This is a genomic window from Stenotrophomonas maltophilia group sp. LNF247 (assembly GCF_054083135.1).
Map to the genome: position 1 here is coordinate 288,211 of NZ_JBSRQL010000002.1, position 23,923 is coordinate 312,133.

The 23,923-nt window shown below is 66.8% G+C and carries 23 protein-coding genes and 4 tRNA genes; 17 read left to right on the top strand and 10 right to left on the bottom strand.

Annotation, left to right across the window (positions count from 1 at the left end; all coding sequences use genetic code 11):
• Window positions 1-147: 147 nt before the first annotated feature.
• From panC to pcnB, 4 genes are read right to left on the bottom strand one after another with little or no spacing between them, the layout of a single operon-like run.
• On the bottom strand, window positions 148-987 hold the full coding sequence (panC, locus tag ACTXG9_RS03380) for a pantoate--beta-alanine ligase (RefSeq protein ID WP_111103697.1): 840 nt from the start codon (window positions 985-987) through the stop codon (window positions 148-150).
• A complete protein-coding gene (gene panB, locus ACTXG9_RS03385; protein ID WP_111103699.1) occupies window positions 984-1,799 on the bottom strand; it encodes a 3-methyl-2-oxobutanoate hydroxymethyltransferase in 816 nt (271 codons plus the stop codon). Before panB ends, panC begins: the two co-directional genes overlap by 4 nt.
• 34 nt (window positions 1,800-1,833) lie before the next feature.
• Entirely contained in the window at window positions 1,834-2,319 is a 486-nt protein-coding gene (gene folK / locus ACTXG9_RS03390) for a 2-amino-4-hydroxy-6-hydroxymethyldihydropteridine diphosphokinase (RefSeq protein WP_111103702.1), read from the bottom strand.
• A 3-nt stretch (window positions 2,320-2,322) separates the two neighbouring features.
• Window positions 2,323-3,702: a polynucleotide adenylyltransferase PcnB gene (gene pcnB / locus ACTXG9_RS03395; RefSeq protein ID WP_111098753.1), complete on the bottom strand. Its 1,380-nt coding sequence runs from the start codon at window positions 3,700-3,702 to the stop codon at window positions 2,323-2,325.
• Between the two features lie 52 nt (window positions 3,703-3,754).
• Here pcnB and ACTXG9_RS03400 point away from each other — a divergent pair.
• Window positions 3,755-3,829: transfer RNA gene (locus ACTXG9_RS03400), tRNA-Glu, on the top strand.
• A gap of 387 nt (window positions 3,830-4,216) precedes the next feature.
• Here ACTXG9_RS03400 and ACTXG9_RS03405 read toward each other — a convergent pair.
• A complete protein-coding gene (locus ACTXG9_RS03405) occupies window positions 4,217-5,641 on the bottom strand; it encodes a sugar porter family MFS transporter (RefSeq protein WP_111097708.1) in 1,425 nt (474 codons plus the stop codon).
• Window positions 5,642-5,835: 194 nt separating this feature from the next.
• Here ACTXG9_RS03405 and fdxA point away from each other — a divergent pair, with 194 nt between their 5' ends.
• On the top strand, window positions 5,836-6,159 hold the full coding sequence (fdxA, locus tag ACTXG9_RS03410) for a ferredoxin FdxA (protein ID WP_004153066.1): 324 nt from the start codon (window positions 5,836-5,838) through the stop codon (window positions 6,157-6,159).
• A 169-nt stretch (window positions 6,160-6,328) separates the two neighbouring features.
• Here fdxA and ACTXG9_RS03415 read toward each other — a convergent pair whose 3' ends face one another.
• Together ACTXG9_RS03415 and dapA are read right to left on the bottom strand one after the other, a co-directional pair.
• Entirely contained in the window at window positions 6,329-6,844 is a 516-nt protein-coding gene (locus ACTXG9_RS03415) for a hypothetical protein (protein WP_019661179.1), read from the bottom strand.
• A gap of 32 nt (window positions 6,845-6,876) precedes the next feature.
• Entirely contained in the window at window positions 6,877-7,770 is an 894-nt protein-coding gene (gene dapA, locus ACTXG9_RS03420) for a 4-hydroxy-tetrahydrodipicolinate synthase (protein ID WP_019661178.1), read from the bottom strand.
• A gap of 164 nt (window positions 7,771-7,934) precedes the next feature.
• Here dapA and ACTXG9_RS03425 point away from each other — a divergent pair, with 164 nt between their 5' ends.
• The 10 genes from ACTXG9_RS03425 to ACTXG9_RS03470 all read left to right on the top strand — a co-directional run bounded on the left by ACTXG9_RS03425 (window position 7,935) and on the right by ACTXG9_RS03470 (window position 13,832).
• On the top strand, window positions 7,935-8,495 hold the full coding sequence (locus ACTXG9_RS03425; protein ID WP_019661177.1) for a glycine cleavage system protein R: 561 nt from the start codon (window positions 7,935-7,937) through the stop codon (window positions 8,493-8,495).
• Between the two features lie 79 nt (window positions 8,496-8,574).
• Window positions 8,575-9,054: a peroxiredoxin gene (locus ACTXG9_RS03430; RefSeq protein WP_019661176.1), complete on the top strand. Its 480-nt coding sequence runs from the start codon at window positions 8,575-8,577 to the stop codon at window positions 9,052-9,054.
• A gap of 84 nt (window positions 9,055-9,138) precedes the next feature.
• On the top strand, window positions 9,139-10,539 hold the full coding sequence (locus ACTXG9_RS03435; RefSeq protein WP_019661175.1) for a PhoH family protein: 1,401 nt from the start codon (window positions 9,139-9,141) through the stop codon (window positions 10,537-10,539).
• Window positions 10,536-11,042: a hypothetical protein gene (locus ACTXG9_RS03440; RefSeq protein WP_111103707.1), complete on the top strand. Its 507-nt coding sequence runs from the start codon at window positions 10,536-10,538 to the stop codon at window positions 11,040-11,042. Before ACTXG9_RS03435 ends, ACTXG9_RS03440 begins: the two co-directional genes overlap by 4 nt.
• A gap of 12 nt (window positions 11,043-11,054) precedes the next feature.
• Entirely contained in the window at window positions 11,055-11,723 is a 669-nt protein-coding gene (locus ACTXG9_RS03445) for a YoaK family protein (protein WP_019661173.1), read from the top strand.
• 65 nt (window positions 11,724-11,788) lie between these two features.
• Window positions 11,789-12,598 (top strand): bifunctional hydroxymethylpyrimidine kinase/phosphomethylpyrimidine kinase, encoded by an 810-nt coding sequence (gene thiD, locus ACTXG9_RS03450; protein ID WP_456115453.1) that lies wholly within the window; start codon window positions 11,789-11,791, stop codon window positions 12,596-12,598.
• Window positions 12,595-13,521: an alpha/beta hydrolase family protein gene (locus ACTXG9_RS03455; protein WP_111103711.1), complete on the top strand. Its 927-nt coding sequence runs from the start codon at window positions 12,595-12,597 to the stop codon at window positions 13,519-13,521. Before thiD ends, ACTXG9_RS03455 begins: the two co-directional genes overlap by 4 nt.
• A tRNA-Arg gene (locus ACTXG9_RS03460) sits at window positions 13,512-13,588 on the top strand. Before ACTXG9_RS03455 ends, ACTXG9_RS03460 begins: the two co-directional genes overlap by 10 nt.
• A 58-nt stretch (window positions 13,589-13,646) precedes the next feature.
• Window positions 13,647-13,723, top strand: a tRNA-Arg gene (locus tag ACTXG9_RS03465).
• 32 nt (window positions 13,724-13,755) lie between these two features.
• Window positions 13,756-13,832: transfer RNA gene (locus ACTXG9_RS03470), tRNA-Arg, on the top strand.
• Between the two features lie 76 nt (window positions 13,833-13,908).
• Here ACTXG9_RS03470 and ACTXG9_RS03475 read toward each other — a convergent pair.
• The gene (locus tag ACTXG9_RS03475) at window positions 13,909-14,829 is read right to left on the bottom strand and encodes a LysR family transcriptional regulator (protein ID WP_111097995.1); all 921 of its coding nucleotides are present in this window, start codon (window positions 14,827-14,829) and stop codon (window positions 13,909-13,911) included.
• 140 nt (window positions 14,830-14,969) lie between these two features.
• Here ACTXG9_RS03475 and ACTXG9_RS03480 point away from each other — a divergent pair, with 140 nt between their 5' ends.
• Complete coding sequence (locus tag ACTXG9_RS03480) at window positions 14,970-15,671, top strand: pirin family protein (RefSeq protein ID WP_111097994.1); 702 nt, start codon at window positions 14,970-14,972, stop codon at window positions 15,669-15,671.
• An 80-nt stretch (window positions 15,672-15,751) separates the two neighbouring features.
• Here the strand turns inward: ACTXG9_RS03480 and ACTXG9_RS03485 are convergent, their stop codons facing one another.
• Window positions 15,752-16,447: an alpha/beta hydrolase gene (locus tag ACTXG9_RS03485; protein WP_021202527.1), complete on the bottom strand. Its 696-nt coding sequence runs from the start codon at window positions 16,445-16,447 to the stop codon at window positions 15,752-15,754.
• Between the two features lie 184 nt (window positions 16,448-16,631).
• Between ACTXG9_RS03485 and ACTXG9_RS03490 the strand changes: the two genes are divergently transcribed.
• Window positions 16,632-17,771, top strand: coding sequence for an MFS transporter (locus ACTXG9_RS03490; RefSeq protein WP_111097993.1), 1,140 nt, complete (start codon window positions 16,632-16,634; stop codon window positions 17,769-17,771).
• 80 nt (window positions 17,772-17,851) lie between these two features.
• On the opposite strand, the gene ACTXG9_RS03495 is transcribed toward ACTXG9_RS03490, so the two are convergent.
• A complete protein-coding gene (locus ACTXG9_RS03495; protein WP_111103855.1) occupies window positions 17,852-18,970 on the bottom strand; it encodes an alpha/beta hydrolase in 1,119 nt (372 codons plus the stop codon).
• A 183-nt stretch (window positions 18,971-19,153) separates the two neighbouring features.
• On the opposite strand from ACTXG9_RS03495, the gene ACTXG9_RS03500 reads away from it, so the two are divergent.
• From ACTXG9_RS03500 to ACTXG9_RS03510, 3 genes are all read left to right on the top strand, one after another.
• Window positions 19,154-20,500, top strand: a complete 1,347-nt coding sequence (locus ACTXG9_RS03500; RefSeq protein WP_456115490.1) for a c-type cytochrome — start codon at window positions 19,154-19,156, stop codon at window positions 20,498-20,500.
• On the top strand, window positions 20,497-21,423 hold the full coding sequence (locus tag ACTXG9_RS03505; RefSeq protein WP_019658851.1) for a c-type cytochrome: 927 nt from the start codon (window positions 20,497-20,499) through the stop codon (window positions 21,421-21,423). The genes ACTXG9_RS03500 and ACTXG9_RS03505 overlap by 4 nt, the downstream gene beginning before the upstream one ends.
• A gap of 116 nt (window positions 21,424-21,539) precedes the next feature.
• Window positions 21,540-23,918, top strand: coding sequence for a TonB-dependent receptor (locus tag ACTXG9_RS03510; RefSeq protein WP_456115454.1), 2,379 nt, complete (start codon window positions 21,540-21,542; stop codon window positions 23,916-23,918).
• Window positions 23,919-23,923: the final 5 nt, after the last annotated feature.

The window sequence follows — 23,923 nt, forward strand, 5'->3', positions numbered from 1 at the left end:
GGCAAAGGAAAGAGCGGATTCTAGCACCCGCACAGCGCGGGGCATCACGGCCGACAACCTGTTCAGGTAGGCGGTGAAACCGGGGGTCAGAACCCTTTCCCCTGGAAAAGGCATCTGACCCCATGCATCGCGCGGCGCCGCCGGAACTCAGAATTCCAGGTTGTCGATCAGCCGGGTCGTACCCAGGCGCGCGGCGATCAGCGCTACGCGGCCACCGCCATCGAACGTCGGCTCGGCCAGCTCCGGGGTGCGCAGCACCGCATAGTCGACCTGGAAACCGGCCGCCTGCAGTGCGGCGGTGGCATCGGCCTCGATGCGTTCGCGCGGGTGACCGGCCACGTAGCCCTCGCGCATGCCCAGCAGGGTGCGGTGAATGGCGGTCGCGACCGGGCGCTGTTCCGCGCTCAGGTACTGGTTGCGCGAACTCTTGGCCAGGCCATCCTCGTCACGCACGATCTCGGCACCGACGATCTGGATCGGGAACGACAGTTCGGCCACCATCTGCCTGATGACAGCCAGCTGCTGGTAGTCCTTGCGGCCGAACACGGCCACGTCCGGCTGCACCTGCAGGAACAGGCGCGCTACCACCGTGCACACGCCGTCAAAGTGACCCGGGCGACTGGCACCTTCAAGCACTTCACTGACACCCGGCGCGTGCATGCGCGTGGTCTTGTCCACGCCCAGCGGATACATCGCCTCCACGCTGGGCAGCCACACCGCATCGCAGCCGACCTGTTCCAGCCCAGCCACATCGGCCTCGGGCGTGCGCGGGTAGCGGCTGAAATCCTCGTTCGGCCCGAACTGGGTCGGGTTGACGAAGATGCTTGCCACCACCTTGTCGGCGTACTGGCGGGCCAGGGTCACCAGCGAATGATGGCCGCCATGCAGGTTGCCCATGGTCGGCACCAGCGCCACGCGCAGGCCCTCGCGCTTCCAGTGGGCGATCTGCCCGCGCAGCGCGCCGAGCTCGTTGAAGGTCTGGATCATTGGGCGTAGGCGTGCTGTTCGTCGGGGAAACTGCCGTCGCGCACGGCGTCGGCAAAGGCACGGGTGGCACCGGCCACCGAGCCGCCTTCGGCAAGGAAATCCTTGACGAACTTGGGGCGGCGATGACCGCTGTCCAGGCCGAGGAAATCGTGCAGCACCAGCACCTGGCCATCGCAGTGCGGGCCGGCACCGATGCCGATGGTCGGCACCTCCACCGCAGCGGTCACCTCGGCGGCAACCGGGGTCGGCACGCACTCAAGCACCATGATGCTGGCGCCGGCAGCGGCCACGGCCCTGGCATCTTCCACCAGCTGGCGCGCGGCATCGCCGCGGCCCTGGATCTTGAAGCCGCCCAGGCGCAGCACCGATTGCGGGGTCAGGCCCAGGTGCGCGCAGACCGGAATCTCGCGCTCGACCAGGTAGCGGATGATGTCGACCTTGAAGCCGGCACCTTCGATCTTGACCATCTCGGCACCGGCCTGCAGCAGCTGCAGCGAGGCATCCAGCGCGCGCTCCGGGGTGGCATCGGCGCCGAAGGGCAGGTCCGCCACCAGCAGCGCACGCTGCAGCACGCGGGCCACGGCGCGGGTGTGGTAGACCATGTCGGCCACGGTCACCGGCAGGGTCGAATCATGGCCCTGCACCACCATGCCCAGCGAATCGCCGATCAGGATCAGGTCAACGCCATTGGCGTCGAAAGTGCGGGCGAAGCCGGCGTCGTAGGCGGTCAACATGACCAGCTTCTGGCCATTGCGCTTGGCCTCGGCCAGGGCGGGAACGGTCCAGGGCTTGCTGTCTGCGTGGGTGCTCATGTGCTGATAACCGGGGGAGATAACCCGGGCATTATCACCCTATCGGGGCAATCCCGCAGGCGTCCACCCGCACCACTGCGTCCCGCACGCGGCCGTGGCCGGGAATGGCCAGATCCGGCGCGATTTCGGCCAGCGGCACCAACACGAAGGCCCGTTCGTGCATGTACGGGTGTGGCACCTTCAGCCCGGGCTGGTCGAGCTCCTGCACGCCGTACAACAACAGGTCCAGGTCCAGCGCGCGCGGGCCCCAGTGCACTGCCGGATCGCGCACGCGACCGAAGCGCTGCTCCAGCGCCAGCATGGCCTGCAGCAGCTCATCGGCCGGCAAGATGGTTTCGACCGAGGCCACCGCATTGACGAACGGCAGCTGGTCTTCATTGCCCCAGGCCGGCGTTGCGTAAAGCCGCGAGGCCTGGCGCAGCCGGGTCCCGGGCAGGCCGTCCAGCGCGGCAATCGCCGCGCCGACGGTGGCGGCCGCGTCGCCGAGGTTGGCGCCGAGGCCGATCCAGGCAGGGGTCATCGCCTACTCGCCCGCTGCACCGGCCGGGGCACCCGGACGACGGCGGCGACGGCGGCGCTTGCGCGGCGCTCCGCTCTCGTCATCGCCTTCTTCGCTGTGCATCGCATCCAGCGACGACTCCAGCTCACGCCCGGACTGCGCCTGCGCTTCGCGCCAGAACTCGACATCGGCGGCGTGCTCGGACGACGCCACCTGGCGCAGGCTGAGGAAATCGAACGCGGCACGGAAGCGCGGATGGGTCAGGGTGCGGAACACGCGCTTGCGCTGGCGCGAGCTGAAGCGCGACTGCAGCAGCCAGATTTCCTGCATCGGCAGCGAGAAGCGGCGCGGCAGCGCGATGGTGCTCAACTGCTGCACGGTGACGCGGTCGGCGGCGCGGCGCTGCGCCTCTTCCGGTGCCACGCCCTGCTTGAGCAGGGTCGCCTGTGCACGGCAGAACGCCGGCCACAGCAGCAGCGCGAACAGGAACGCCGGCGAGACCGGTTCGTCGTTGGCCACCCGCGCATCGGTATTGGCCAGGCCCTCGACCAGCATGCGGCGCAGCGCGCCGGTGCGGTTGGCTTTCAGCGCCTTGGCGCTTTCCGGGAACAGCACGTCGAGCAGGCCGTAACGCTCAAGGCCTTCGAAGCTGGCCACGCCGTGTCCGGACAGGAACAGCTTGAGCACTTCCTCGAACAGGCGCGCTGGCGCGGCTTCGTTGAGCAGGCCGGCCAGGTGCGGGATCGGCGCGGCAGTACCCTCCTCGATCTGGAAGCCGAGCTTGGCCGCCAGGCGCACCGCTCGCAGCATGCGTACCGGGTCTTCCTGGTAGCGCTGCACCGGGTCGCCGATCAGCTTCATCAGGCGCGCCTGCACGTCCTCGAAGCCACCGGTGTAGTCGCGCACCGAGAAGTCCTCGATGGCGTAGTACAGGGCGTTGCAGGTGAAGTCGCGGCGGATGGCGTCGTCTTCGATGGTCCCGTACACGTTGTCGCGCACGAGCATGCCGTTTTCCATCTCGCGGTCGCCGCTGCCGTCATCGCTGTTGGCGCGGAAGGTGGCGACTTCGATGATTTCGCGGCCGAACACAACGTGGGCGAGGCGGAACCGGCGGCCGATCAGTCGGCAGTTGCGGAACAGCTGCTTGACCTGTTCGGGCGTGGCGTCGGTGGCCACGTCGAAATCCTTGGGTTGGCCATTGACCAGCAGATCGCGCACCGCGCCGCCGACAAGGTAGGCGCCGAAGCCGGCATCGCGCAGGCGATAAAGCACGCGCAGGGCGTTCGGGCTGATGTCCTTGCGGGAGATCGTGTGCTGGTCGCGCGGGATGACGCGCAGGCTGAACGGTGATGTAGCAGGGGAAATGATGTTGGCGCTTCCGGTTGAAGTTTCGGGATTGCCCAATGGCATCGAGGTGCATATACTAGCGCTCCTGCCTCGGCAGCGACACAGTTACGCTCCCTTCGTCTAGTGGTTAGGACGTGGCCCTCTCAAGGCTAAAACAGGGGTTCGAGTCCCCTAGGGAGCGCCAGTCGCCGCAGCAGGAACCGAAAAAGCCCGCCTTGTGCGGGCTTTTCTGTTTTCCGGGGTTTGCATCGGCATCGGTCGGCCTGGTCGCAGTAGCGCCTTCCTGTTCCTGCGTGGGAGGGGGTGGGCCACCCTGACAGTTTCCCGCGACGGCGGCACGAACAGCCTCGCTCCTCCGCAGCCAATTCAATCCCGACGCGCAGACCTGCGTCCGCCAGAACCGCAATGCCTGACGCGAAGGCGGGGCAGCTCAAGCCGGGACCGTTGGCGCCATGGATGGCGCCATCGAGCCCCCATGGATGGGTTCACGGCGTGTCCCGGATTGGGCTGCCCCGCCTTCGCCCTCGATGACACCGAGGCGCCAACGGAATGCAACCGAAGCCGGGCAGCGTCAGCCTTCCATCTGCTCCAGCTCCTTGCCCTTGGTCTCGCGCACGTAGCGGACCACGAAGAAGATCGAGAGGATGGCCGCCACCGTATAGATCCCGTAGGCCCCGGCCAGGCCGATGCCCGCCAGCAGCATCGGGAACGTCACGGTGATCGCGAAATTCGACGTCCACTGCGCCGCACCGGCGACGGCCAATGCCGGGCCGCGGATCTGGTTGGGGAACATTTCACCCAGCATCACCCACATCACCGGGCCCCAGGACATGTTGAAGAACACCACATAGACGTTGGCCGCCACCAGCGCCAGCCGGCCCATGCCGTCGGACAGTTGCAGGCGACCGTCGGCGAGACTGCCACTGGCGAACGCGACCACCATCAGTACCAGCGCTACCGACATGCCGACCGAGCCGATCCAAAGCAGCGGCTTGCGTCCGATGCGGTCGATCAGCAGCACTGTCAGCAGGCAGGCACCGATGCTCAGCGCACCGGACAATACATTGATCAGCAGCGCGTCGCTTTCCGAGAACCCCACCGCCTGCCACAGCACCGCGCCGTAGTAGAACACCACGTTGATGCCGACCAGCTGCTGGAACATCGCCAGGCCGATGCCGACCCAGAGGATCGGGCGCAGCCTGCCGGTGACCTTGTCGCGCAGGTCGGCGAAGCGTGGCTTGTGCTGGTCCTGGGCCAGGCTCGCCTCGATCTCGGCCTGCTTGGCCGTGGCTGCGGCCTCGCCGTACAGCCGCGCCAACACCGCCCTCGCCTGCTCCGGGCGCCCCTTCACGACCAGGAAGCGCGGGCTTTCGGGAATCACCAGCAACAGCAGCAGGAACAGCCCCGATGGCAGCGCCTGCATCCAGAACATCCAGCGCCAGGCCTCATGGCCCAGCCATAGCGGCTCGGTCGACGCCCCAGCGGCACGGGCCAGCAGGTAATTGCTGAGGAAGGCGGCGAACAGGCCGCAGATGATCGCCATCTGCTGCACCGTGGCCAAGCGCCCGCGATAGCGCGCCGAGGCCACCTCGGCGATGTAGGCCGGCGACATCACGCTGGCCGCGCCCACCGCGAAACCGCCCAGCACGCGCGCGGCGATGAACAGCCAGGAAGCGTGAGCGGCACCGGCGCCCAGCGCCGAAACCAGGAACATCAGCGCCGACACGATCAGCACGCCTCGGCGGCCCAGGCGATCCCCCAGCCAGCCTGCCAGGAAGGCACCGACCGCACACCCCAGCAGCATCGAAGCGACTTCGAAACCAAGCGCCGCCTCGGTGGAGTTGAAGGCCTGGCGAAGGCCGTCGACCGTGCCATTGATGACACCACTATCGAAGCCGAACAGGAATCCACCGAGGGTGGCCACGCAGCTGATGAGGACGATGAATGCCGTGTTTTCGCCGCCGTGGGAGGCGATGCCGGGTTGGCGCTGGGACATGGATGAACCTGTTGGGAAGGGAGGCCGGCCATCCGACGCAGCCGGCTGACCCGCAGCCGTCGCACAGGCCTTGCCCTGCCGCCAATGTCCGCCACGGCCGCGCCTGCCAGGCGCCCGATTTCCGCCCCGCGCCGACACTGGGGGCCAACCTGTTCTAGAATTGGCGGGTTCAGGAATCGATCCGCCCCCAGCCCATGCCCTTTGTCGTCACCGAAAACTGCATCAAGTGCAAACACACCGATTGCGTGGAAGTGTGCCCCGTGGATTGCTTCCACGAAGGCCCGAACTTCCTGGTGATCGATCCGGATGAGTGCATCGACTGCACCCTGTGCGAACCGGAATGCCCGGTCAACGCGATCTTCCCGGAGGACGATGTTCCTGCCGGCCAGGAGAGCTTCGTCGCCCTCAACGCCGAGCTGGCGAAGGAGTGGCCGGTGCTGACCGTGCGCAAGGACCCGCCTGCCGACGCCGGCGAATGGGATGGCAAGCCGGACAAGCTGAAGCTGCTGGAACGCTGAGAAGCGCCTGCTGCGACAACGAAAAAGGGCGCCTTGGGCGCCCTTTTCCATTTCCGGTAGCGCCGGGCCATGCCCGGCGGATCCTGGGCCGCGCTTCAAGCTCGCCGGGCATGGCCCGGCGCTACCCAAGGCAGGTGCGGACCAAGGCCCGCATCCACCCGACCAGCCCTTACTGCGCCAGCTTCGCCTTGAGCGCGGCGATCAGCTTTACCGGCGCTTCGGCCGTGGCCGGCAGGCCGCGCGGGTCCACCGCGGAGATGTAGGCGCCGGCATCGACGGCCACCACGCGGACCAGGAAGTTGCTGCCTTCGTAGGCCACGTCATACGAGCCCAGCAGCTGCGCGCGGCTGGCGATGGTCACGCCTTCCACGCCTTCCAGCGCGGTGCCGACCTTGGCGAAGGCCTCATCCTTGCCACCGGCGATGGTGAAACCCGTGTTGCCCACGGCCGGGGCCGCAGCCACCGGGGCCGCCGGCTTGGTCGCCGAGGAAAGGGTCGGCACCTTGTTGTCGCCGGTGGTGGCCGGCAGGTTCAGGTCCGGCGGCACTTCCAGCGGACGCATTTCCGGGGCCAGGGCGTAGTCGCCCTTGACGCCGCGCTTGAAGCAGCCGGTGGTGCCGGCAGCGACCGCCACAGCAAGCAGGGCATAGGACAGCACGCGGACGGTGGAAACGGATTGACGCATGTGAATCTCCTGGGTCAGACCAAGACGGAAGGTCAGTGGCTGGAAAGGGCTTCGAGGGCGGCGATGTCGCCGGCAAGGTGGTCGGCGGCCGCATGGTGCGGCGCCGACAGCGGCAGCAGCGGCAGGCGCAGGTCATGGCCGACACCGATGCGGCGCAGCAGCGCCTTGACCGGAATCGGGTTCGGTTCAACGCCGCAGAAATCGTGGAACGGCTGCAGGCGCGCGTCCCAGGATTCGGTGGCTGCATGGTCGTGCGCGGCGGCCAGTTCGCACATCCGGCGGTAGGCACCCGGAAGCACGTTGGAGCCCACGGAGATCAGGCCATCGATGCCGGCCCGGATCGAGCGCGCGGCGGTGCCGTCATCGCCACTGAGGACCGCGAACTTCGGGCTGCGCAGCGCCAGCAGCGCCTGCACCCGGCCGGTGTCGCCCACCGCCTCCTTGATGCCGACGATGTTGGGGTGGCTGGCCAGTTCGGCCACGGTCTCCGGCTGCATGTCGCAACCGGTACGGCCGGGCACGTTGTACAGCACGACCGGCAACCCGCCCTGGTCGGCGACCGCACGATAATGGGCAATCAGGCCGGCCTGGGTCGGCCTTACGTAAGGCGGGGTGACCACCAGTGCATGGCTGGCGCCAAGCGCGGCCGCACGACGGGTCTGTTCGATGGTTTTGGCAGTACCGGACAGGCCGGTGCCGGCCATGACCGGGATGCGGCCGCCAATGCGTTCGACCGCGCTGGCCAGCAGCAGGTCGTACTCGGCATCGGTGAGGGTTGCCGCTTCGCCGGTCGAGCCGGCAACGACAACGCCATGGACGCCACCTTCCAGTTGCAGGTGCAGCAGGCGCTGCCAACCGTCGGGATCGAGGGCGCCGTCGGCCCGGAACGGGGTCGCCAGCGCGGTGATGAGGCCGGAAAGGGACAAGGACGTGCTGCTCTTGGCTGGAAAGGGAAAACGCCCGCCACGAAAGGCCGGGGGCGACCTGAATGTTACTTGCGGCGCGAAAGCACGGGCAAGTATGCTGGACACCGGTGGATCCCCGCCTCTGGCGGGCATTCAGACTCACGCATGCATTACCCGGAATCGCCTTGACCGACACCACCCCGCGCCCCGCGCCGAGCGAAAACCACCTCCTGATCAACGCCTACACGACGCATCCGGAGTCCCCCCTGCTGCCCGTCACCCGCCGCATCGCCGACAGCGGCTGCAATCTGGTGGACGCACGGCTGGCCACGGTCGGCCGCGACGTCTCGGTCACCGCCCTGGCCACCGGCTCCTGGGACTCGGTGGCCAAGCTGGAGGCGATGCTGACCCGGCTGGAGCGCGAGGAAGGGCTGAAGCTGGTCTGGTACCGCACCGCCGCCAAGCAGGCGCAGTCCAACCTGCTGCCCTACATCGTCGAGGTGATCGCCGCCGACAAGCCGGGCATCCTGTTCCAGCTGGCCGATTTCTTCGACCGCCAGGGCATCACCATCGAGAACCTGCAGAGCACGCGCTACCGCGCCATGCAGACCGGTGCGGAAATGTTCAGCGCACAGGTCACCATCGGCGTGCCGGCCAACATGCATATTGCCGCGCTGCGCGACGATTTCCTTGAGTTCTGCGACCACCTGAACCTGGACGCGATCATGGATCCCATGAAGTTCTGATTCTTCGCGCGTCTCTCACGCGCGCGTGGCGTTTCATGTAGCTGTAATGGCAAGAACCCAGGCTCGACAGAAGGACCTCATGAACAACGGCGACACCCTGGACAGCACTACCCTCTCCCTGCCGCTGGCCCTGTCCGGCGGCGACCACGCCACCCTCGGCGACTATGCCGGCCAATGGCTGGTGCTGTACTTCTATCCCAAGGACAGCACGCCGGGCTGCACCACCGAAGGCATCGACTTCAACGCCCTGCTGCCGAAGTTCAGGAAGGCGGGCGCGGTGGTACTGGGCGTCTCGCGCGATTCGGTGAAGTCGCACGACAACTTCTGCGCCAAACAGGGCTTCAACTTCCCGCTGGTCAGCGATGGCGACGAAGCGCTGTGCAGCGCCTTCGACGTGATCAAGATGAAGAACATGTACGGCAAGCAGGTACGTGGCATCGAACGCAGCACCTTCCTGATTTCCCCCGACAGCCGCATCGTGCAGTCCTGGCGCAAGGTCAAGGTTGCCGGCCATGCCGATGCCGTTCTCGCCGAACTGAAGGCCTCCCAGTCCAAGTGAGTCCCACTGCCTACCGTGTCTGCCATCACCCTGCCCCGCTGCAGGCCGTGGTGGTTTTTCCCTGCCCGTAACCAGGAATCGACGATGACCCGAGGCAAGCGCATCTACGTGCTGGATACCAACGTGCTGATGCACGATCCCACCGCGCTGTTCAAATTCGAGGAGCACGACATCTACCTGCCCATGCAGGTGATCGAGGAGCTGGACAACGGCAAGAAGGGCACCTCCGAAGCCAGCCGCAACGCTCGCCAGGTGAGCCGTTTCCTCAACGAGCTGGTGCAGGAATCCGGCCTGGACAACCTGGCCGACGGCATTCCACTGCAGCGTCCCAATGGCCTGCAGCTGCGGGGCAAGCAGAGCGCCGGCAAGCTGCGCTTCCAGACCAGCCATTTCGACGCGGGCAAGAGCTTTGGCAAGGTCATTCCGGACAATGCCATCCTCGGCGCGATCCTGGCCCTCAAGGAAGAAACGCCGGACCTGCCGGTGGTGTTCGTTTCCAAGGACATCAACCTGCGGATCAAGGCCGCCATCGCCGGCATCGTGTCCGAGGACTACGAGAACGACCGCGCACTGGACGATTTCAGCCTGCTCTACACCGGTGCCACCGAGCTGCCCGAAGACTTCTGGAAGCGCCACGGCGAGGATCTGCGCAGCTGGAGCGACAAGGGCCGCAGCCATTACGAGATCCAGGCGCAGGATGGCGAGGAGTGGTACCCGAACCAGTACGTCTACCTGCCCGGCGAAGACGAAGTCGAACTGCGCGTCAGCCGCGTGGTCGGCGACGGCAAGGTAGTGCTGTCGCTGGTCGATGATTTCCGCCACGGCAGCCATGCCGTGTGGGGCATCAGCGCACGCAACCGCGAGCAGAATTTCGCCCTCAACGCACTGATGGACCCGGAGATCGACTTCGTCACCCTGCTGGGTACCGCCGGTACCGGCAAGACCCTGCTGGCACTCGCCGCCGGCCTGGCGCAGACGATGGACCAGCAGCGCTACCGCGAGATCATCATGACCCGCGCCACGGTCAGCGTTGGCGAGGACATCGGTTTCCTGCCGGGCACCGAGGAAGAGAAGATGACGCCGTGGATGGGCGCGCTGACCGACAACCTGGAAGTGCTCACGCACAACCAGGAAGGCGGCACCTGGGGCCGCCAGGCCACCAACGACCTGCTCGCCAGCCGCATCAAGATCCGCTCGATGAACTTCATGCGCGGCCGCACGTTCCTGTCACGCTACCTGATCCTGGACGAGGCGCAGAACCTCACCCCCAAGCAGATGAAGACGCTGATCACCCGTGCTGGCCCCGGCACCAAGATCGTCTGCCTGGGCAACGTCGAGCAGATCGACACCCCGTACCTGACCGAAACCACCTCGGGCCTGACCTACGCGGTGGATCGCTTCAAGAACTGGCCGCATAGTGCGCACATCACCCTGCGCCGTGGCGAACGCTCGCGCCTGGCCGATTACGCTTCGGAGGTGTTGTGAACCGCTGCACCCGCCTGCTGCTGCCCACGGCTGCGATCGCCCTCGCAGCCGCGCTCGGCGCCTGCACCACCACGCGCGGCCCGGCCAGCGTGCCGACCGCCGAACGTACCGGACAATCCTGGGTGGTCACCCGCCCGATCATCGCCGCGCAGGTGCTCGACACCTGCTCGCGGCCCAGTCCAGGCCGCGAGGCGGGCCGGGTCAGCGGCTATTGGGCACCCAGCCGGCAGCAGATCGACCAACTGGAAGCACAGCTCTCGTCGCTGCAGGCACAGGTCCCGAAGGTGCTGGACTTCGACCGCCAGTACGTCGGCATCGAAAGCGCCGGCAAGCGGCTGATCTACGTCAACGCCTTCCATCTGCCCGATGGCAGCGGCATCAATCCGGCACGGGAAGCGATCCGCGTCTGCGACGGCGGCACGCAGTTCTGGGGCGCGGTGTTCGACCCCTCCAGCAATGCCTTCAGCGAGCTGCAGTTCAACGGCGGCTTCGGCGGGCCCTGAGGGGCCTTGCCGATGGGAATACGCCTGCCCACCTGGGTCTGGATTGGTGCGGTCGCGCTCTCGTGCGTGGCCGGCATGGTCAACGTGGTCGGCTTCCTCGGCTTCGAGCATCAGGCGGTCAGCCACATGACCGGCAGCACCAGCCAGCTGGGCATGGCGCTGGCGCAGGGCGACTGGCGCGCGGTCGGCCATCTGTGGGGGCTGCTGATCGCGTTCTCACTGGGTGCGATGCTCAGCGGCCTGTTGATCCAGGACAGTACCCTGCAACTGGGCCGACGCTACGGCGTGGCGCTGGCCTTGGAGTCCGCGCTGCTGCTGGTGGCCATTCCGCTGTTCGAACGCCACCAGATCTGGGGCGCACTGGCCGCCGCCATGGCCTGCGGCCTGCAGAACGCGATGGCCACCACCTTCAGCGGCGCGGTGGTACGCACCACCCATCTCAGCGGCATGTTCACCGACCTCGGCATCGGCCTGGGCCACCTGCTGCGCGGATTGCCGCTGCAGGTACGACGCCTGACCCTCAGCGGCCTCATCATCAGCGGCTTCCTGGCCGGCGGCATCCTCGGCGCCTGGCTGTTCATGCGTTGGCAATATGACGCCCTGCTCGCCCCTGCCCTGCTGACCGGCCTGACCGGGCTGGGCTATGTGCTGTACCAGCAGTGGGCGCGCTGGCGGCATTGAGGTGAAGCGCATCCACGCATGGCGTGGGTCTACCTTCCCCTGCGGGACCACGGCACAATCGCTGGATGAGCCCGACCACCCCCGTTTCCGCCCTCACCATCGCCGGCTCCGACTCCGGTGGAGGGGCGGGCATCCAGGCCGACCTGAAAACCTTCGCCGCGCATCGCGTGCACGGCCTCTCCGCAATCACCGCACTGACCGCACAGAACACGCGTGGCGTCATCGCCGTGCATGTGCCGCCGATCGACTTCCTGCGCGCGCAGCTGGAAGCCTGTTTCGACGATTTCGACATTCACGCGGTAAAGCTGGGCATGCTGGCCAACGCCGGCGTGATCAACGCCGTTGCTGACGCACTGGAGAAGCATCGTCCGCCGCACGTGGTGCTGGACCCGGTGATGGTCGCCACCAGTGGGGCGCGCCTGCTGGAAGACAGCGCATTGCAGGCCATGCGTGAGCGCCTGATCCCGCTGGCCACGCTGATCACCCCCAACACACCGGAAGCAGAACTGCTGGTCGGACGGAAGATCAGCAATGGCGATGACGCTGAGCGCGCGGCGTCAGCCCTGCTCGATCTCGGTGCCGGCGCCGTACTGCTGAAAGGTGGCCACCTGCAGGAAGGCAACCGCGTAATCGACCGCTACTTCGACGGCGTCAGCAACGAAGAATTCATCCACGCCCGCCTGCTACTGGATGCACATGGCACCGGCTGCACGCTGGCTGCGGCCATCGCCGCGCAGCTGTGCAATGGCCTGAGCCTGGCCAACGCCTGCGAAGCCGGCATCGATTACGTCGCACGCAGCCTGCAGCGGAGCCATGCCCCTGGTCGCAGCGAGGTGCGGGTGCTCGATCACTTCGGCGCGGCACCACACGCATGAACCTGGCGCCGCGCATCCTCGCCGTACAGTGCGACGACGGCCATCGCTACGAAGTGATTGCCTGCGTGCCCGCGCACCCCATTGCGCGCCTGCTGTGGCTGCCCGCGCTGGGCGTGGCCGCGCGCCATTACCTGCCGTTGGCGCAGGCGCTGGCTGCGAAGGGCGTGGCGGTGTACCTGCACGAGTGGCGCGGCAACGGCAGCAGTTCGCTGCGCCCATCGCGCGCGCTGGACTGGGGCTATCGCGAGGTACTCGAACAGGATCTGCCAGGCAGCCAGGCCGTTCTGGCTGCAGCGGATGAAGAGGCTGGCACCCTGCCCTGGATCATCGGCGGCCACAGCCTTGGCGGGCAGCTGGCCTGCGTGCATGCCGGACGCCATCCGCAGCACTTCAACCGGCTGTGGCTGGCCGCCAGCGGCTCACCGTTCTGGCGTGGCTTCCCGCCACCACGCGGATGGCTGCTGCCGCTGGTCTACCGCTTTCTGCCGTGGATCGCGCAGCGCCAGGGCGTGCTGCATGGCCGTCGCCTTGGCTTCGGCGGCACCGAGGCGCGCGGCCTGATTGCCGACTGGGCGCGCGTGGGCCTGAACAACCACTACGCCGCGTCCGGCATGGACGAAGACCTCGATGCGCAGATGGCGCGCGTGCATGGCAGCGCGCAGGCGGTGCTGATGGAGCACGACTGGTTGGCCCCCACCGGATCGATGCAGACGCTGCTGGCGAAACTGCCGAATGTGGACGCGCAGCTGCGCGTGCTGTCCGCGCAGGAACTGGGCACGCGCGCCGATCATTTCGCGTGGCTGAAGGCGCCGGACGCCGTGGCTGACAGCTTTTTCATTCAGTTGGATGAAAATTTTCACAAAACTGTTGACGGTCCGCGCCGACATCCGCATAATTCCGCTCCTGTCGCAGGGCGCCCGTAGCTCAGTTGGATAGAGTACCTGGCTACGAACCAGGCGGTCGGGAGTTCGAATCTCTCCGGGCGCACCACTCGACAGGTTTCCGGCATCCGCCGCTGGAAATGCAGTAAAATTTGATTGTGTACCGCGCGCCCGTAGCTCAGTTGGATAGAGTACCTGGCTACGAACCAGGCGGTCGGGAGTTCGAATCTCTCCGGGCGCACCATACACAGTCAACACAACAAGTTTATGTAATTGGCGCCCGTAGCTCAGTTGGATAGAGTACCTGGCTACGAACCAGGCGGTCGGGAGTTCGAATCTCTCCGGGCGCACCATTACACCGAAACAGCAGGCCTCGGCCTGCTGTTTTTTTATGTGTGTTTTTCGGCAGGGCTGCGCCCTGCCAAACCCCTACCCCCTGGCCATTGCCTGCCACCACTGCGACAGCAGCTCCGGCCTGCGCAAGCGCTCGCGCCACCAACGCAGTGCGGCGCCGTCCTCGCCGGTGCGCCAGGCCAGCCAGAAGGTCTCTTCCGGCTTGTGCTCCTCCACCTCGCGGATCACCAGCTGGCCACGCGCCACCGCAGCGCGCGCGCACGGCTCGGGCAGGAAGCCGAAGCCCACGCCTTCGCACTGCAGCTTCAGCTTGCTGGCCATGTCCGGCACCGTCAGCATCTCCTGCCCCATCAACAGGCCGACCGTGCGCGGCAGAAGCCTGCGCGCGGAATCGGAGACCGCGATCGCGCAGTGTTCGACCAGCTGCTCGCGACCGAGCACGCCAGGCACGTTGGCCAACGGATGTTCGGGCGCGACCGCGAATACGAACGCCACCGTACCCAGCGGCTCGACCACGTAGCCACCGCCGCTGGGGCCCTCGCCCGGCGCGCCGACCAGCAGGTCGGCACGGCGGTCCAGCAGGGCCTCCCAGGTGCCGGACAGGGCCTCGCCGATCAATCGCAGCCGGGTCGGTGCCTCGGCCTCACGAAACGCGGCGATGTCCGGGCCGAGCAGCCAGGTCGGAAACACCGAGTCCACCGCCAGCGTCAGCTCGGTCTCCCAGCCCGACGCCACCCGGCGCACCCGCAGTTCCAGCTCGCGGGCTGCACGCAGCAGGTGCCGACCCTCGTCCAGCAGCGCGCGGCCAGCTGCGGTCAGCTCGGCGCGCGGGCCAACCCGGTCGAACAGCTGCACGCCCAGGTCCTCCTCCAGCTTGGCCACGGTGTAGGAGATGGTCGAGGGCACCTTGTGCAGCGCCTTGCCAGCGCCCGCAAACGAGCCGCGGCGGTCGATGGCATCCAGGATCTGCAGGGCATCGAGGCTGAGCTTGAGCATTCGAATTTTTCGATGGTGGCTGTCAAAACTATCCGTTTTTAAAACCCCGGGCGCAAGCGGATACTTCTCTCCAACGGGGAAACACAGCGGCTACCGGTCCACCCCGCCCCATCGAAACCATCGAACAAGGAGATTCCATCATGCTGCAGATCCGCAAGAGCGCTACCCGTGGCCTGGCCGAGCATGGCTGGCTGTCCTCGCGCCATACCTTCTCCTTCGCCAACTACTACGACCCCCGCTACGTCAGCTTCGGCCCGCTGCGGGTGATCAACGAAGACAAGGTGATCGGCGGCCAGGGCTTCGGCACCCACGGCCACAGCAACATGGAAATCATCTCCTACGTGCTGGGCGGTGCGCTGGAACACAAGGACTCGATGGGCACCGGTTCGGTGCTGCGCTATGGCGACGTGCAGCGCATGAGCGCCGGCAGCGGCGTCACCCACAGCGAATTCAACCACTCGGCCGACGAGACCGTGCACTTCCTGCAGATCTGGATCTTCCCGGACACCGAGAACATCACGCCGTCCTACGAGGAGACCCACTTCGCGCCGGAGACCAAGCGCGGCCAGCTGCGCCTGATCGCCTCGCCGGACGGTGCCGACGGTTCGCTGCGCATCCACCAGGATGCCCGCATCTTCGCCAGCATCCTCGATGGCGGCCAGAAGCTGCACCACGCGCTTGGCAACGGTCGTGGCGCCTATGTGCAGGTGGCGCGTGGCCAGCTGCAGGTCAACGGCATCACCCTGGAAGCCGGCGATGCACTGCAGGTCAGCGACGAAGCCCAATTGACGCTGGAAAACGGCAACGATGCCGAAGTGCTGGTGTTCGACCTGCCGCTGTAACCACAAGGCCCTCGATGCTGCTGAGCATCGGGGGCCTTTTCGTAGAGCCCGCCTGCGCCAGGCGTGCTACAGGAGGAGTGTTACCCACCGATGGCGGCGCAGGCCTCCAGGATCAGCGCGGTCACTTCCTTCGGCTGCGAGGCCAGCGAGGCATGGCTGGCATCCAGCTCCAGCAGGCGCTTGGGCTGCATTCTTGCGGCCATGGCCTTCTGGTTTTCCGGTGCGATCATGCGATCGTGGCGGGACAGCTGGTACCAGCTCGGCCTGTCCTTCCACGCTGGATCGCTGACCGTATCACCGAACGTGCTGGCCAGCGGCGCCTTCTGGGTCACCGCCATCACCCGGCCCTCGTCCTCGCTCAGATCCTGGCAGAAGCTCTCATGGAACTTGTCCGCACGCAGCCACAGGTAGCCATCGCTGTCCGGTGCCAGGTTCGGCGCCGCCTCCGGCAGGTGCTGCTGGGTGATGCCACCGGGACTCTCGCCGGCATCAGGCGCGAACGCGGCGATGTAGACCAGGCCCTTCACATTGGCCTCGTTGCCGGCCTGGCTGATCACTGCGCCGCCGTAGGAATGGCCGACCAGCAGCACCGGACCGTCGATCTGCCGGATCATTTTCTGGGTGCGTCCTGCGTCGTCGGCCAGCGACGTGAGCGGCAATTCCACCGCCTGCACCCGGTCGTGGCCGTTGCGATGCAGTTCCAGGATCACCTTGGCCCAGTGTGCGGCCCCGCCCCAGAATCCATGGACGAGGAGGATGGTCGGTGTCGTGCTCATGTACGGATCTCCGGCAGCGGCCAGCGGGGTGCCGACCGTGCAGCCACTGTCCGTGGGCGACGTTAATCGCTGGTGACGCGATCGGGTCACTGCAATCGTATGCGTCGCCCGATGTCACGCATGGCACTTGCCGATCCGGCCTGCAAACGTTTTCATAAAAGTCCCCTGGAGCTTCGCATCGCGCATGACGCCTTCATCCCCACGTGCCCAGCAGCACGCCACCCGTGCCGCCTTCTTCATTCCTGGATTCGCCACCGCCGCGTGGGCGCCGATGGTGCCTTACGCCAAGGCCAAGGCCGGGCTGTCCGACGCCAGCCTCGGCGCCGTGCTGCTGTGCCTCGGGCTCGGCTCGCTGCTGGCGATGCCGTTGGCGGGTGCGCTGACCGGGCGGCTGGGCTGCCGCCGGGTGATGGTGATCACCTGCGCGATGATGCTGTGCGCCCTGCCCTTGCTGGTGCTGGCGCCCTCGCCGGTGGCGCTGGGCGCGGCGCTGTTCGTGTTCGGCGCCGGCGTCGGTGCACTGGATTGTGCGATGAACATGCAGGCGGTCGCGGTAGAGCGCGACGCCGGGCGCGCAATGATGTCCGGCTTCCACGCCTTCTACAGCATCGGTGGCTTCGTCGGCGCCGGCTGCATGACCGGCCTGCTGATTCTGGGCACGCCGCTGTGGCTGGCCGCGCTGGCCTCAGTGGCAGTACTGCTGCTGGTTGCGGTTCTGTCGGCGCCGCACTGGCGCCCACAACGGATCCTGCATGAAGGCCCGCTGCTGGCGCTGCCGCATGGCGTGGTGCTGTTCATCGGCGTGCTGGCCTTCGTGGTGTTCCTCGGCGAAGGCTCGATGCTGGACTGGAGCGCGGTGTTCCTGGCCGAAGTGCGACAGGTGCCACGCGACCAGGCCGGTGCCGGCTTCGCGTTGTTCACCCTGGCGATGACCGCGATGCGTCTGTTCGGCGACGGCATCGTCGAGCGCCTCGGCCGCACCCGTACCCTGGTCTTCGGCGGCATCACCGCCGCAACAGGCTTCACCCTGGCCACGCTGGTGCCCTCGTTCCCGGTGGCGCTGGCCGGCTACGTGCTGGTCGGGCTGGGCTGCGCCAACATCGTGCCGGCACTGTTCTCGATGGCCGGCCAGCAGCGGGTGATGCCGGAGAGCATCGCCATCACTGCAGTGACCACACTGGGTTACGCCGGCATCCTCGCCGGCCCGGCGGCGATCGGCGCAGTGGCGCATGCCACCAGCCTCGGCTTTGCCTTCCTGTGCGTAGCCGTACTGCTGCTGGGCGTAGCTGCCTCCGCCCGCTCACTGGCCCGACGCGTGGCCTGACAAAAAAAGGGGACGGAGGGGATTAAGTCGCATCTGCCACGGGTGTGCTGCAAACGACTTAATCCCCTCCGTCCCCTTTTTCAGCCGTGTGCCAGCCATTCGGCCTGGGCCGGCAGCTGCGGCGCCGGGCATGCGCTCTGCGGGTGGTGCTCGTCGCGCGCCATCCAGTCGTCAACCACTCCGGCCAGCAGATCCAGCCGCAGCGGCAGGGTGATATGGTCTTCGCCGCGCATCTCGATGTAGTGCGCGCGCGGGTTGGCCTGGGCCAGTTCGCGGCCCTGGCTGACGGGTATGTGCTGATCGCCCTGCCCGTGCAGCAGCAGCACGCAGGCGCGGGTATCGGCCAGCGCACGCGCGACGTCGACGCGGTCCAGATCGACGTCGATGCGACGGCTGGCGTCGGCGATCACCTGGTTGATGTCCTGGCCGCCGTAGCGCCAGCGCGCGTACGACGCCATCGCCTGCGCCTTCAGGCCTTCCGGCTGCAGCCCCATCAGGTGCGGGATCATCGTGCGGATCGCTACACCGGCATTGGCGAACGATTCCATCGCCACCACGCCTTCCACCTGGTCGCCGAGCTTGTCGGCGGTGAATACCGCTGTGGCGGCGCCATAGGACACGCCGAACAGGTACAGCGGGCCGGTTACTTCACCCCGCGCGCGCAGCTCGCCGATTACATCCACCACATCGTCCGATTCATAGGTGCCATAGCCCGACGGCCCAGTACCGGACTGTCCATGGTTGCGCAGGTCGAGCGTGACCACGCGGTAGCCGGATTCGGCCAGCTGCAACGACCACGGCAGCATCGAATCACCGTTCATCATCCAGCCGTGCAGCAGCACCACGGTGCCGCGCGGTGCCTGCGCGCGGAACGGTCGCGGTACTGCCAGGCTCAGACCGGTATCCAGCGGCAGGCCGTTCTCGTGGCGCTGCGGCAGGTAGTGGTAACGCGCGCCGTAATCGCCCGGATCAAACACACGCCAGAAGATCGGCACGCCATCGCGGCCCGGCGCGAAGCCATGGCGGTTGGGCAGTTCGGCGATGGCCGCTGCGATGCGCGGGCGATCGAGCAGGGTCGACACGCCACCTGGCGCGATCAGCCGATCGGCGAGCGAAGTGGACGAGGCATTGATCGAGGACGAGCATGCAGCCAGCCACAGGCCGGCGCACGCCAGCAACAACAGCAGCAGGCGCTTCATGGGCAATCGGGGAAAAGGTGCGACAGCGTGGCAGGTTAGCGACGCGCGCGTGGGCCATCTATCGCGCGTGGATGACGGCTTGATGACAATCCGGGATCGATTCAGGTTGTCACAATGGCGCGATTGACCTCGGCATTGATCCGGATCAATGAATACGCCGGCACGATTGCCCACAGTGCCGCCATGCGCACCTCGTTCAAGCTCGCCATTGCCCTGGTCGCCACGCTGGCCGCCGCCTACGGCGTCGCCCGCACCACGCCCTACTGGTTCGCACCGCGACAGGCCGCGCAGGTCGACATCCACGATCCGGCATTGATCGCGCAGGGACAATACCTGTCGCGCGCCGCAGACTGCGCGGCCTGCCACACCGCACCGGGTGGCAAGCCGTTCGCCGGTGGCCTCGGCATGCAGACGCCGATGGGCACGATCTACTCGACCAACATCACGCCCGATCCGGACACCGGCATTGGTGCCTACGACTACGCCGACTTCGAGCGCGCGGTACGTCGCGGCATCCGTCACGATGGCCAGCCGTTGTATCCGGCCATGCCGTACGCCTCGTACGTGATCGCCAGCGACGCCGAGATCAAGGCGCTGTACGCCTACTTCATGGGCTCGGTGCAACCGGTGAAGCAGAACAACGCCGACAGCACGATCCCGTGGCCGGCAAACATGCGCTGGCCATTGGCCTGGTGGCAGCTGCTGTTCGCACGCCCGCGCAGCTTCAGTCCGGATCCGTCGCTGGATGCCGGCCAGCAGCGCGGCGCCGAACTGGTGGAAGGCTTGGCCCACTGCGGCGCCTGCCACACGCCACGCGGGTTGGCGTTCCAGGAAAAGGCGATGGCCAACGATGGCAGCCGCCAGTTCCTGTCCGGCTCGGTGCTGGAAGGCTGGTATGCGAAGAACCTGCGCAATGAATCGACCGGCCTGGCCAGCTGGAGCGAGGGCGAGATCGTCGACTTCCTGCGCACCGGACGCACCGATCGGTCGGCGGCCTTCGGTGGCATGGCCGACGTGGTCGAGCACAGCACGCAGTACCTGTCCGACGCTGACCTGCTGGCGATGGCCCGCTACCTGAAGCAGCTGCCCGCCCGCGAAGGACGCAGCGCACAGTGGTCGCCCGGCAGCGACACGACCACCGCCGCACTGCGCAGCGGCGACTACCGCGTGGCCGGTTCGCTGGCCTATGCCGAGCACTGCCAGGCCTGCCACCGGGCCGACGGACGCGGCATACCCCGCGTCTATCCGGCCCTGGCCGGCAACTCGATCGTGTTCGCCGACGATCCCAGCTCGCTGGTGCAGGTGACCCTGATCGGTGGCCGCACGCCGCATACCCCGCACGACCGCATGGCCTTCACCATGCCCGGCTTCGAACAGCTGCCGAACGCGCAGCTGGCGCAGATCCTGACTTTCATCCGCAGCAGCTGGGGCAACCAGGCCAGCGCAGTGAGCGAGGTCGACGTGGCGCGCATGCGCCGGGTGGTGCGCGACAAGCCGGTGCACTACGTTCCGCAGGAGTCCGAACGATGAAACGTTCGCGCAAACGCTCCCGCCTGCTGATCGGCAGTGCGATCACCCTCGTGCTGCTGGCCGGCGCCGGTACCCTCGCTTACCGCCATCTGTACCCGGACCTGGATGCCGCCGTGGCCAGCACGATCGATATCCTCGATGCACAGGGCAAGGTGGTCGGCCACTACCGTGCACCCAGCGCCGAAGAAATCGCCGGGCTCGGCAATGCCGAGTCGGTGATGCTCGGCCGCCGCCTCCTCAACGAGACCGCACGGCTGCTGCCGGACAACGTCGGCAACGATCTGAACTGCAACTCGTGCCACATGGCCGAAGGCAAGCGGCCGTTCGGCAATCACTACTTCAACACCGGCGGCGGCGCCTATCCGCGCTACATGCCGCGTCCGGGCAAGGTGATCGGGCTGACCGAGCGCATCAACGGCTGCCTGCAGCGTTCAATGAACGGCAAGCCGCTGCCGAAGGACTCGCCGCAGATGCGTGCGATGCTCGACTACATGGCGTGGCTGAGCAGCCCTGTGCCAGTGGGTGCAAGGGTGGCTGCCCCCAGTGAGGGGCCCATCGACAGCACGCTGGTCCCGGACCCGATCCGTGGCCAGGCGCTGTACGCCGTGCAGTGCGCTGCCTGCCATGGCGACAATGGCGAAGGCCGGCGCGACGCCAGCGGTGACATCGCGTTCCCTCCGCTATGGGGCGACCACAGCTTCAACATCGGCGCCGGCATGGCGCGCCTGTACAAGGCCGCCGGTTTCGTCAAACACAACATGCCGCCGGCAGTGACCCGTGAACCGCCACTGGGCCAGCAGGTGATGCCCGACCAGGATGCGGTGGACATCGCCAGCTACTTCATCAACCAGCCACGCCCGGACTTCGCCAACAAGGCCAAGGACTGGCCGCGCGACCCGAAACCCAAGGACGCGCGGTACTGAGCAGAAGCCATTGGAACCGGCCGTCACACAACACGGTTCCTGCTTCGCCGCGTCATGCCGATGTCATGGGCACTGCCGACACTCCGGGGCTTCCCTCCCCTGAAGGTCCGGTTTCAATGCGAACGTTTGCGCGTTTTCCCCGTGTCTCGCTGCTTGCCGTGCTGATCGCCCCCGCCCTGGACGCCCTCGCAGAAGCACCGCAGGGCGATACGGGCGAAGCGCACAGCAGCGATGCCCGTACCCTGGACCAGGTACAGGTGATCGGCCAGGCCACCAGCTACGCCAAGACGTCGGTGCGCGCAGAAACACTGAACCGGCAGACGGTGATGAGCAGCGTCAACGATGCGCTGAACGAAGTACCCGGCGTGGTGGTCAGCGAGGCCGACGCCACCGGCTCGTCGGTGTGGGGCACGCAGATCAGCATGCGCGGCTTCGTCACCAACCGCGATACGCAGCAGATCGGCACCACCATCGACGGCCTGCCGAACGGTGGTTCGGGCTACGGCGGTGGATCGCTGGCCAACCGCTACATCGACACCCTTGATCTGGAGACGGTGGAAGTGAGCCAGGGCACCGCCGATATCTCCTCGCGCTCGAACGAGGCGCTGGGCGGCACGCTCAACTTCCTCACCAGCGATCCGCTGCAGGACAGCCGCCTGCGCTTCGTGGTCGGTGCCGGTGACAACGAGGCACGCAAGTACTACGTGCGCTACGACACCGGCCTGCTCGGCGGCCACACCCGCGCGTGGATCAGCGCCTCCTCGTCGAAGGTGCACGACTGGATCGACGGCACCGGCCACGCCAGCAACAACCACATCGCCGGCAAGTTCATCACCGAACTGGATCGCTGGACGCTGGCCGGCTACCTGTCCTACAACGATGCCGACGAGCCCGAATACACCAGTGTTTCGCCGAAGGGCTTTGCCACCCATCCGGATCGCGACAACCTGGTCGGCACCCTCACCGGCATTCCCTACCTGGACCAGAACTACCGCTCCGGTTCACGCGCCCTGCGCGAGAACACCTTCGGCTACCTGCGTGCGGCCTTTGACGGCGGCAATGGTTTCAAAGCGTCGGTGGCCGCCTATGGGCATCGCATGCAGGGCCGCGGTGACTGGCTGCCACCCTACCTGGCGCAGGTCAGCGATGAGGGTGCGGGCCGCCCCGAATCGGAATATCTCGGTGGCAAAACCGTGTACGGCGGCAGCAACCGCGGCCAGATCTTCTTCGTCAATCCCGATGGCAGCGCCGCGCAGCGCCTGGCCAGCTGCACCCCGCGCCTGGGCTTCACCGCCGAGTACGATCCGAACTGCTACGCGGGCAACGTGCTGGGCGCGCAGTCCTACCGCCACACCCACTACGACAACGACCGCATGGGCGTGACCGCCGACGTCGAATGGCGGCAGACCTTCGGTGCGATCGACAACACCATCCGTGGCGGCCTCTGGGTGGAGAAGCTGGACCGTTCGGCACGCCGTGACTGGCACCGCCTGCTCAACGTCGGCCAGGACATCGCCTTCGACCACCAGCCGTACTGGGTGCAGTTCGAGGACAAGTACAAGGTTGATGAGCAGATGTACTACGTCGAGGACGTGGCCCGCTTCGGGCCGTTCAGTGCCCGCCTGGGCGTGAAGCAGTTCTTCGTCGACCAGTCGCGCCGCCGCGTGATCGGTGCCAGCGAGCACGTCAAATCCGATTCCAGGTCCGATCCACTGTTGTCCACCGGCGTCACCTGGGCACCGGGTGTGGAAGGCATGGAGCTGTTCGCCGGCTTCTCGCAGAACTTCGCCGCCATTCCCTCCGGCGTGCTCGGCGAGACCGACCCGCAGCGCTTCCGCAACGTCGAACCGGAGACCGCCGACAACATCGAAGTGGGCATGCGCATCAGCCGCTGGCCGCTGACCGCCTCGGTGACCCTGTACAACATCAGGTTCGACAACCGCATCGTCTATCTGCCGGCAGGTTTCGTCAGTGGCATCGACTACCTGGGCGAGACCGATGGTGTCTACGAGAACTTCGGCGGCGTGGAAAGCAACGGCCTGGAAGCCGCGTTCGGCTATGGGTGGAACAACGGCTGGCGGATCAACGCGGCCTACACCTACAACCGCTCCAAGTACCTGGGCAGCGGCAATGCCGCGCGTGATGCCCAGCTGGGCATCGTCGACGGCGCCAAGGTGATCGGCCAGCCGGAGAACACCCTGGTGCTGTCGGCCGACTGGCAGGGCGCCAACTGGAACTTCGGCCTGTCCGGCCGTTACCTGGGCACGCGCTACCTTGATGCCGCCAACGTCAACACGCTGCCCTCGGCCACCGTGTTCAACGCCAACATCGGCTTCGACCTGCAGGGGCTGTCGCCGCGCCTGAAGGGCATGGGTGCCAACCTGGTGGTGAGCAATCTCACCGACAAGCGGTATCTTGCAGGGGTGGACGGCCGCGACAACGCCTTCATCGGCGCTCCGCGCACCGTCGGCATCTCCTTCCGCGTGGACCTGTGAGTGAG

Coding starts and splice junctions, on each gene's coding strand:
- panC (WP_111103697.1), bottom strand. CDS start 987: ATGATCCAGACCTTCAACGAGCTCGGCGCGCTGCGCGGGCAGATCGCC.
- ACTXG9_RS03510 (WP_456115454.1), top strand. CDS start 21,540: ATGCGAACGTTTGCGCGTTTTCCCCGTGTCTCGCTGCTTGCCGTGCTG.
- ACTXG9_RS03445 (WP_019661173.1), top strand. CDS start 11,055: ATGGGAATACGCCTGCCCACCTGGGTCTGGATTGGTGCGGTCGCGCTC.
- ACTXG9_RS03490 (WP_111097993.1), top strand. CDS start 16,632: ATGACGCCTTCATCCCCACGTGCCCAGCAGCACGCCACCCGTGCCGCC.
- ACTXG9_RS03455 (WP_111103711.1), top strand. CDS start 12,595: ATGAACCTGGCGCCGCGCATCCTCGCCGTACAGTGCGACGACGGCCAT.
- ACTXG9_RS03495 (WP_111103855.1), bottom strand. CDS start 18,970: ATGAAGCGCCTGCTGCTGTTGTTGCTGGCGTGCGCCGGCCTGTGGCTG.
- folK (WP_111103702.1), bottom strand. CDS start 2,319: ATGACCCCTGCCTGGATCGGCCTCGGCGCCAACCTCGGCGACGCGGCC.
- ACTXG9_RS03505 (WP_019658851.1), top strand. CDS start 20,497: ATGAAACGTTCGCGCAAACGCTCCCGCCTGCTGATCGGCAGTGCGATC.
- ACTXG9_RS03430 (WP_019661176.1), top strand. CDS start 8,575: ATGAACAACGGCGACACCCTGGACAGCACTACCCTCTCCCTGCCGCTG.
- ACTXG9_RS03435 (WP_019661175.1), top strand. CDS start 9,139: ATGACCCGAGGCAAGCGCATCTACGTGCTGGATACCAACGTGCTGATG.
- panB (WP_111103699.1), bottom strand. CDS start 1,799: ATGAGCACCCACGCAGACAGCAAGCCCTGGACCGTTCCCGCCCTGGCC.
- ACTXG9_RS03500 (WP_456115490.1), top strand. CDS start 19,154: ATGCGCACCTCGTTCAAGCTCGCCATTGCCCTGGTCGCCACGCTGGCC.
- ACTXG9_RS03475 (WP_111097995.1), bottom strand. CDS start 14,829: ATGCTCAAGCTCAGCCTCGATGCCCTGCAGATCCTGGATGCCATCGAC.
- ACTXG9_RS03405 (WP_111097708.1), bottom strand. CDS start 5,641: ATGTCCCAGCGCCAACCCGGCATCGCCTCCCACGGCGGCGAAAACACG.
- ACTXG9_RS03485 (WP_021202527.1), bottom strand. CDS start 16,447: ATGAGCACGACACCGACCATCCTCCTCGTCCATGGATTCTGGGGCGGG.
- ACTXG9_RS03415 (WP_019661179.1), bottom strand. CDS start 6,844: ATGCGTCAATCCGTTTCCACCGTCCGCGTGCTGTCCTATGCCCTGCTT.
- fdxA (WP_004153066.1), top strand. CDS start 5,836: ATGCCCTTTGTCGTCACCGAAAACTGCATCAAGTGCAAACACACCGAT.
- thiD (WP_456115453.1), top strand. CDS start 11,789: ATGAGCCCGACCACCCCCGTTTCCGCCCTCACCATCGCCGGCTCCGAC.
- ACTXG9_RS03480 (WP_111097994.1), top strand. CDS start 14,970: ATGCTGCAGATCCGCAAGAGCGCTACCCGTGGCCTGGCCGAGCATGGC.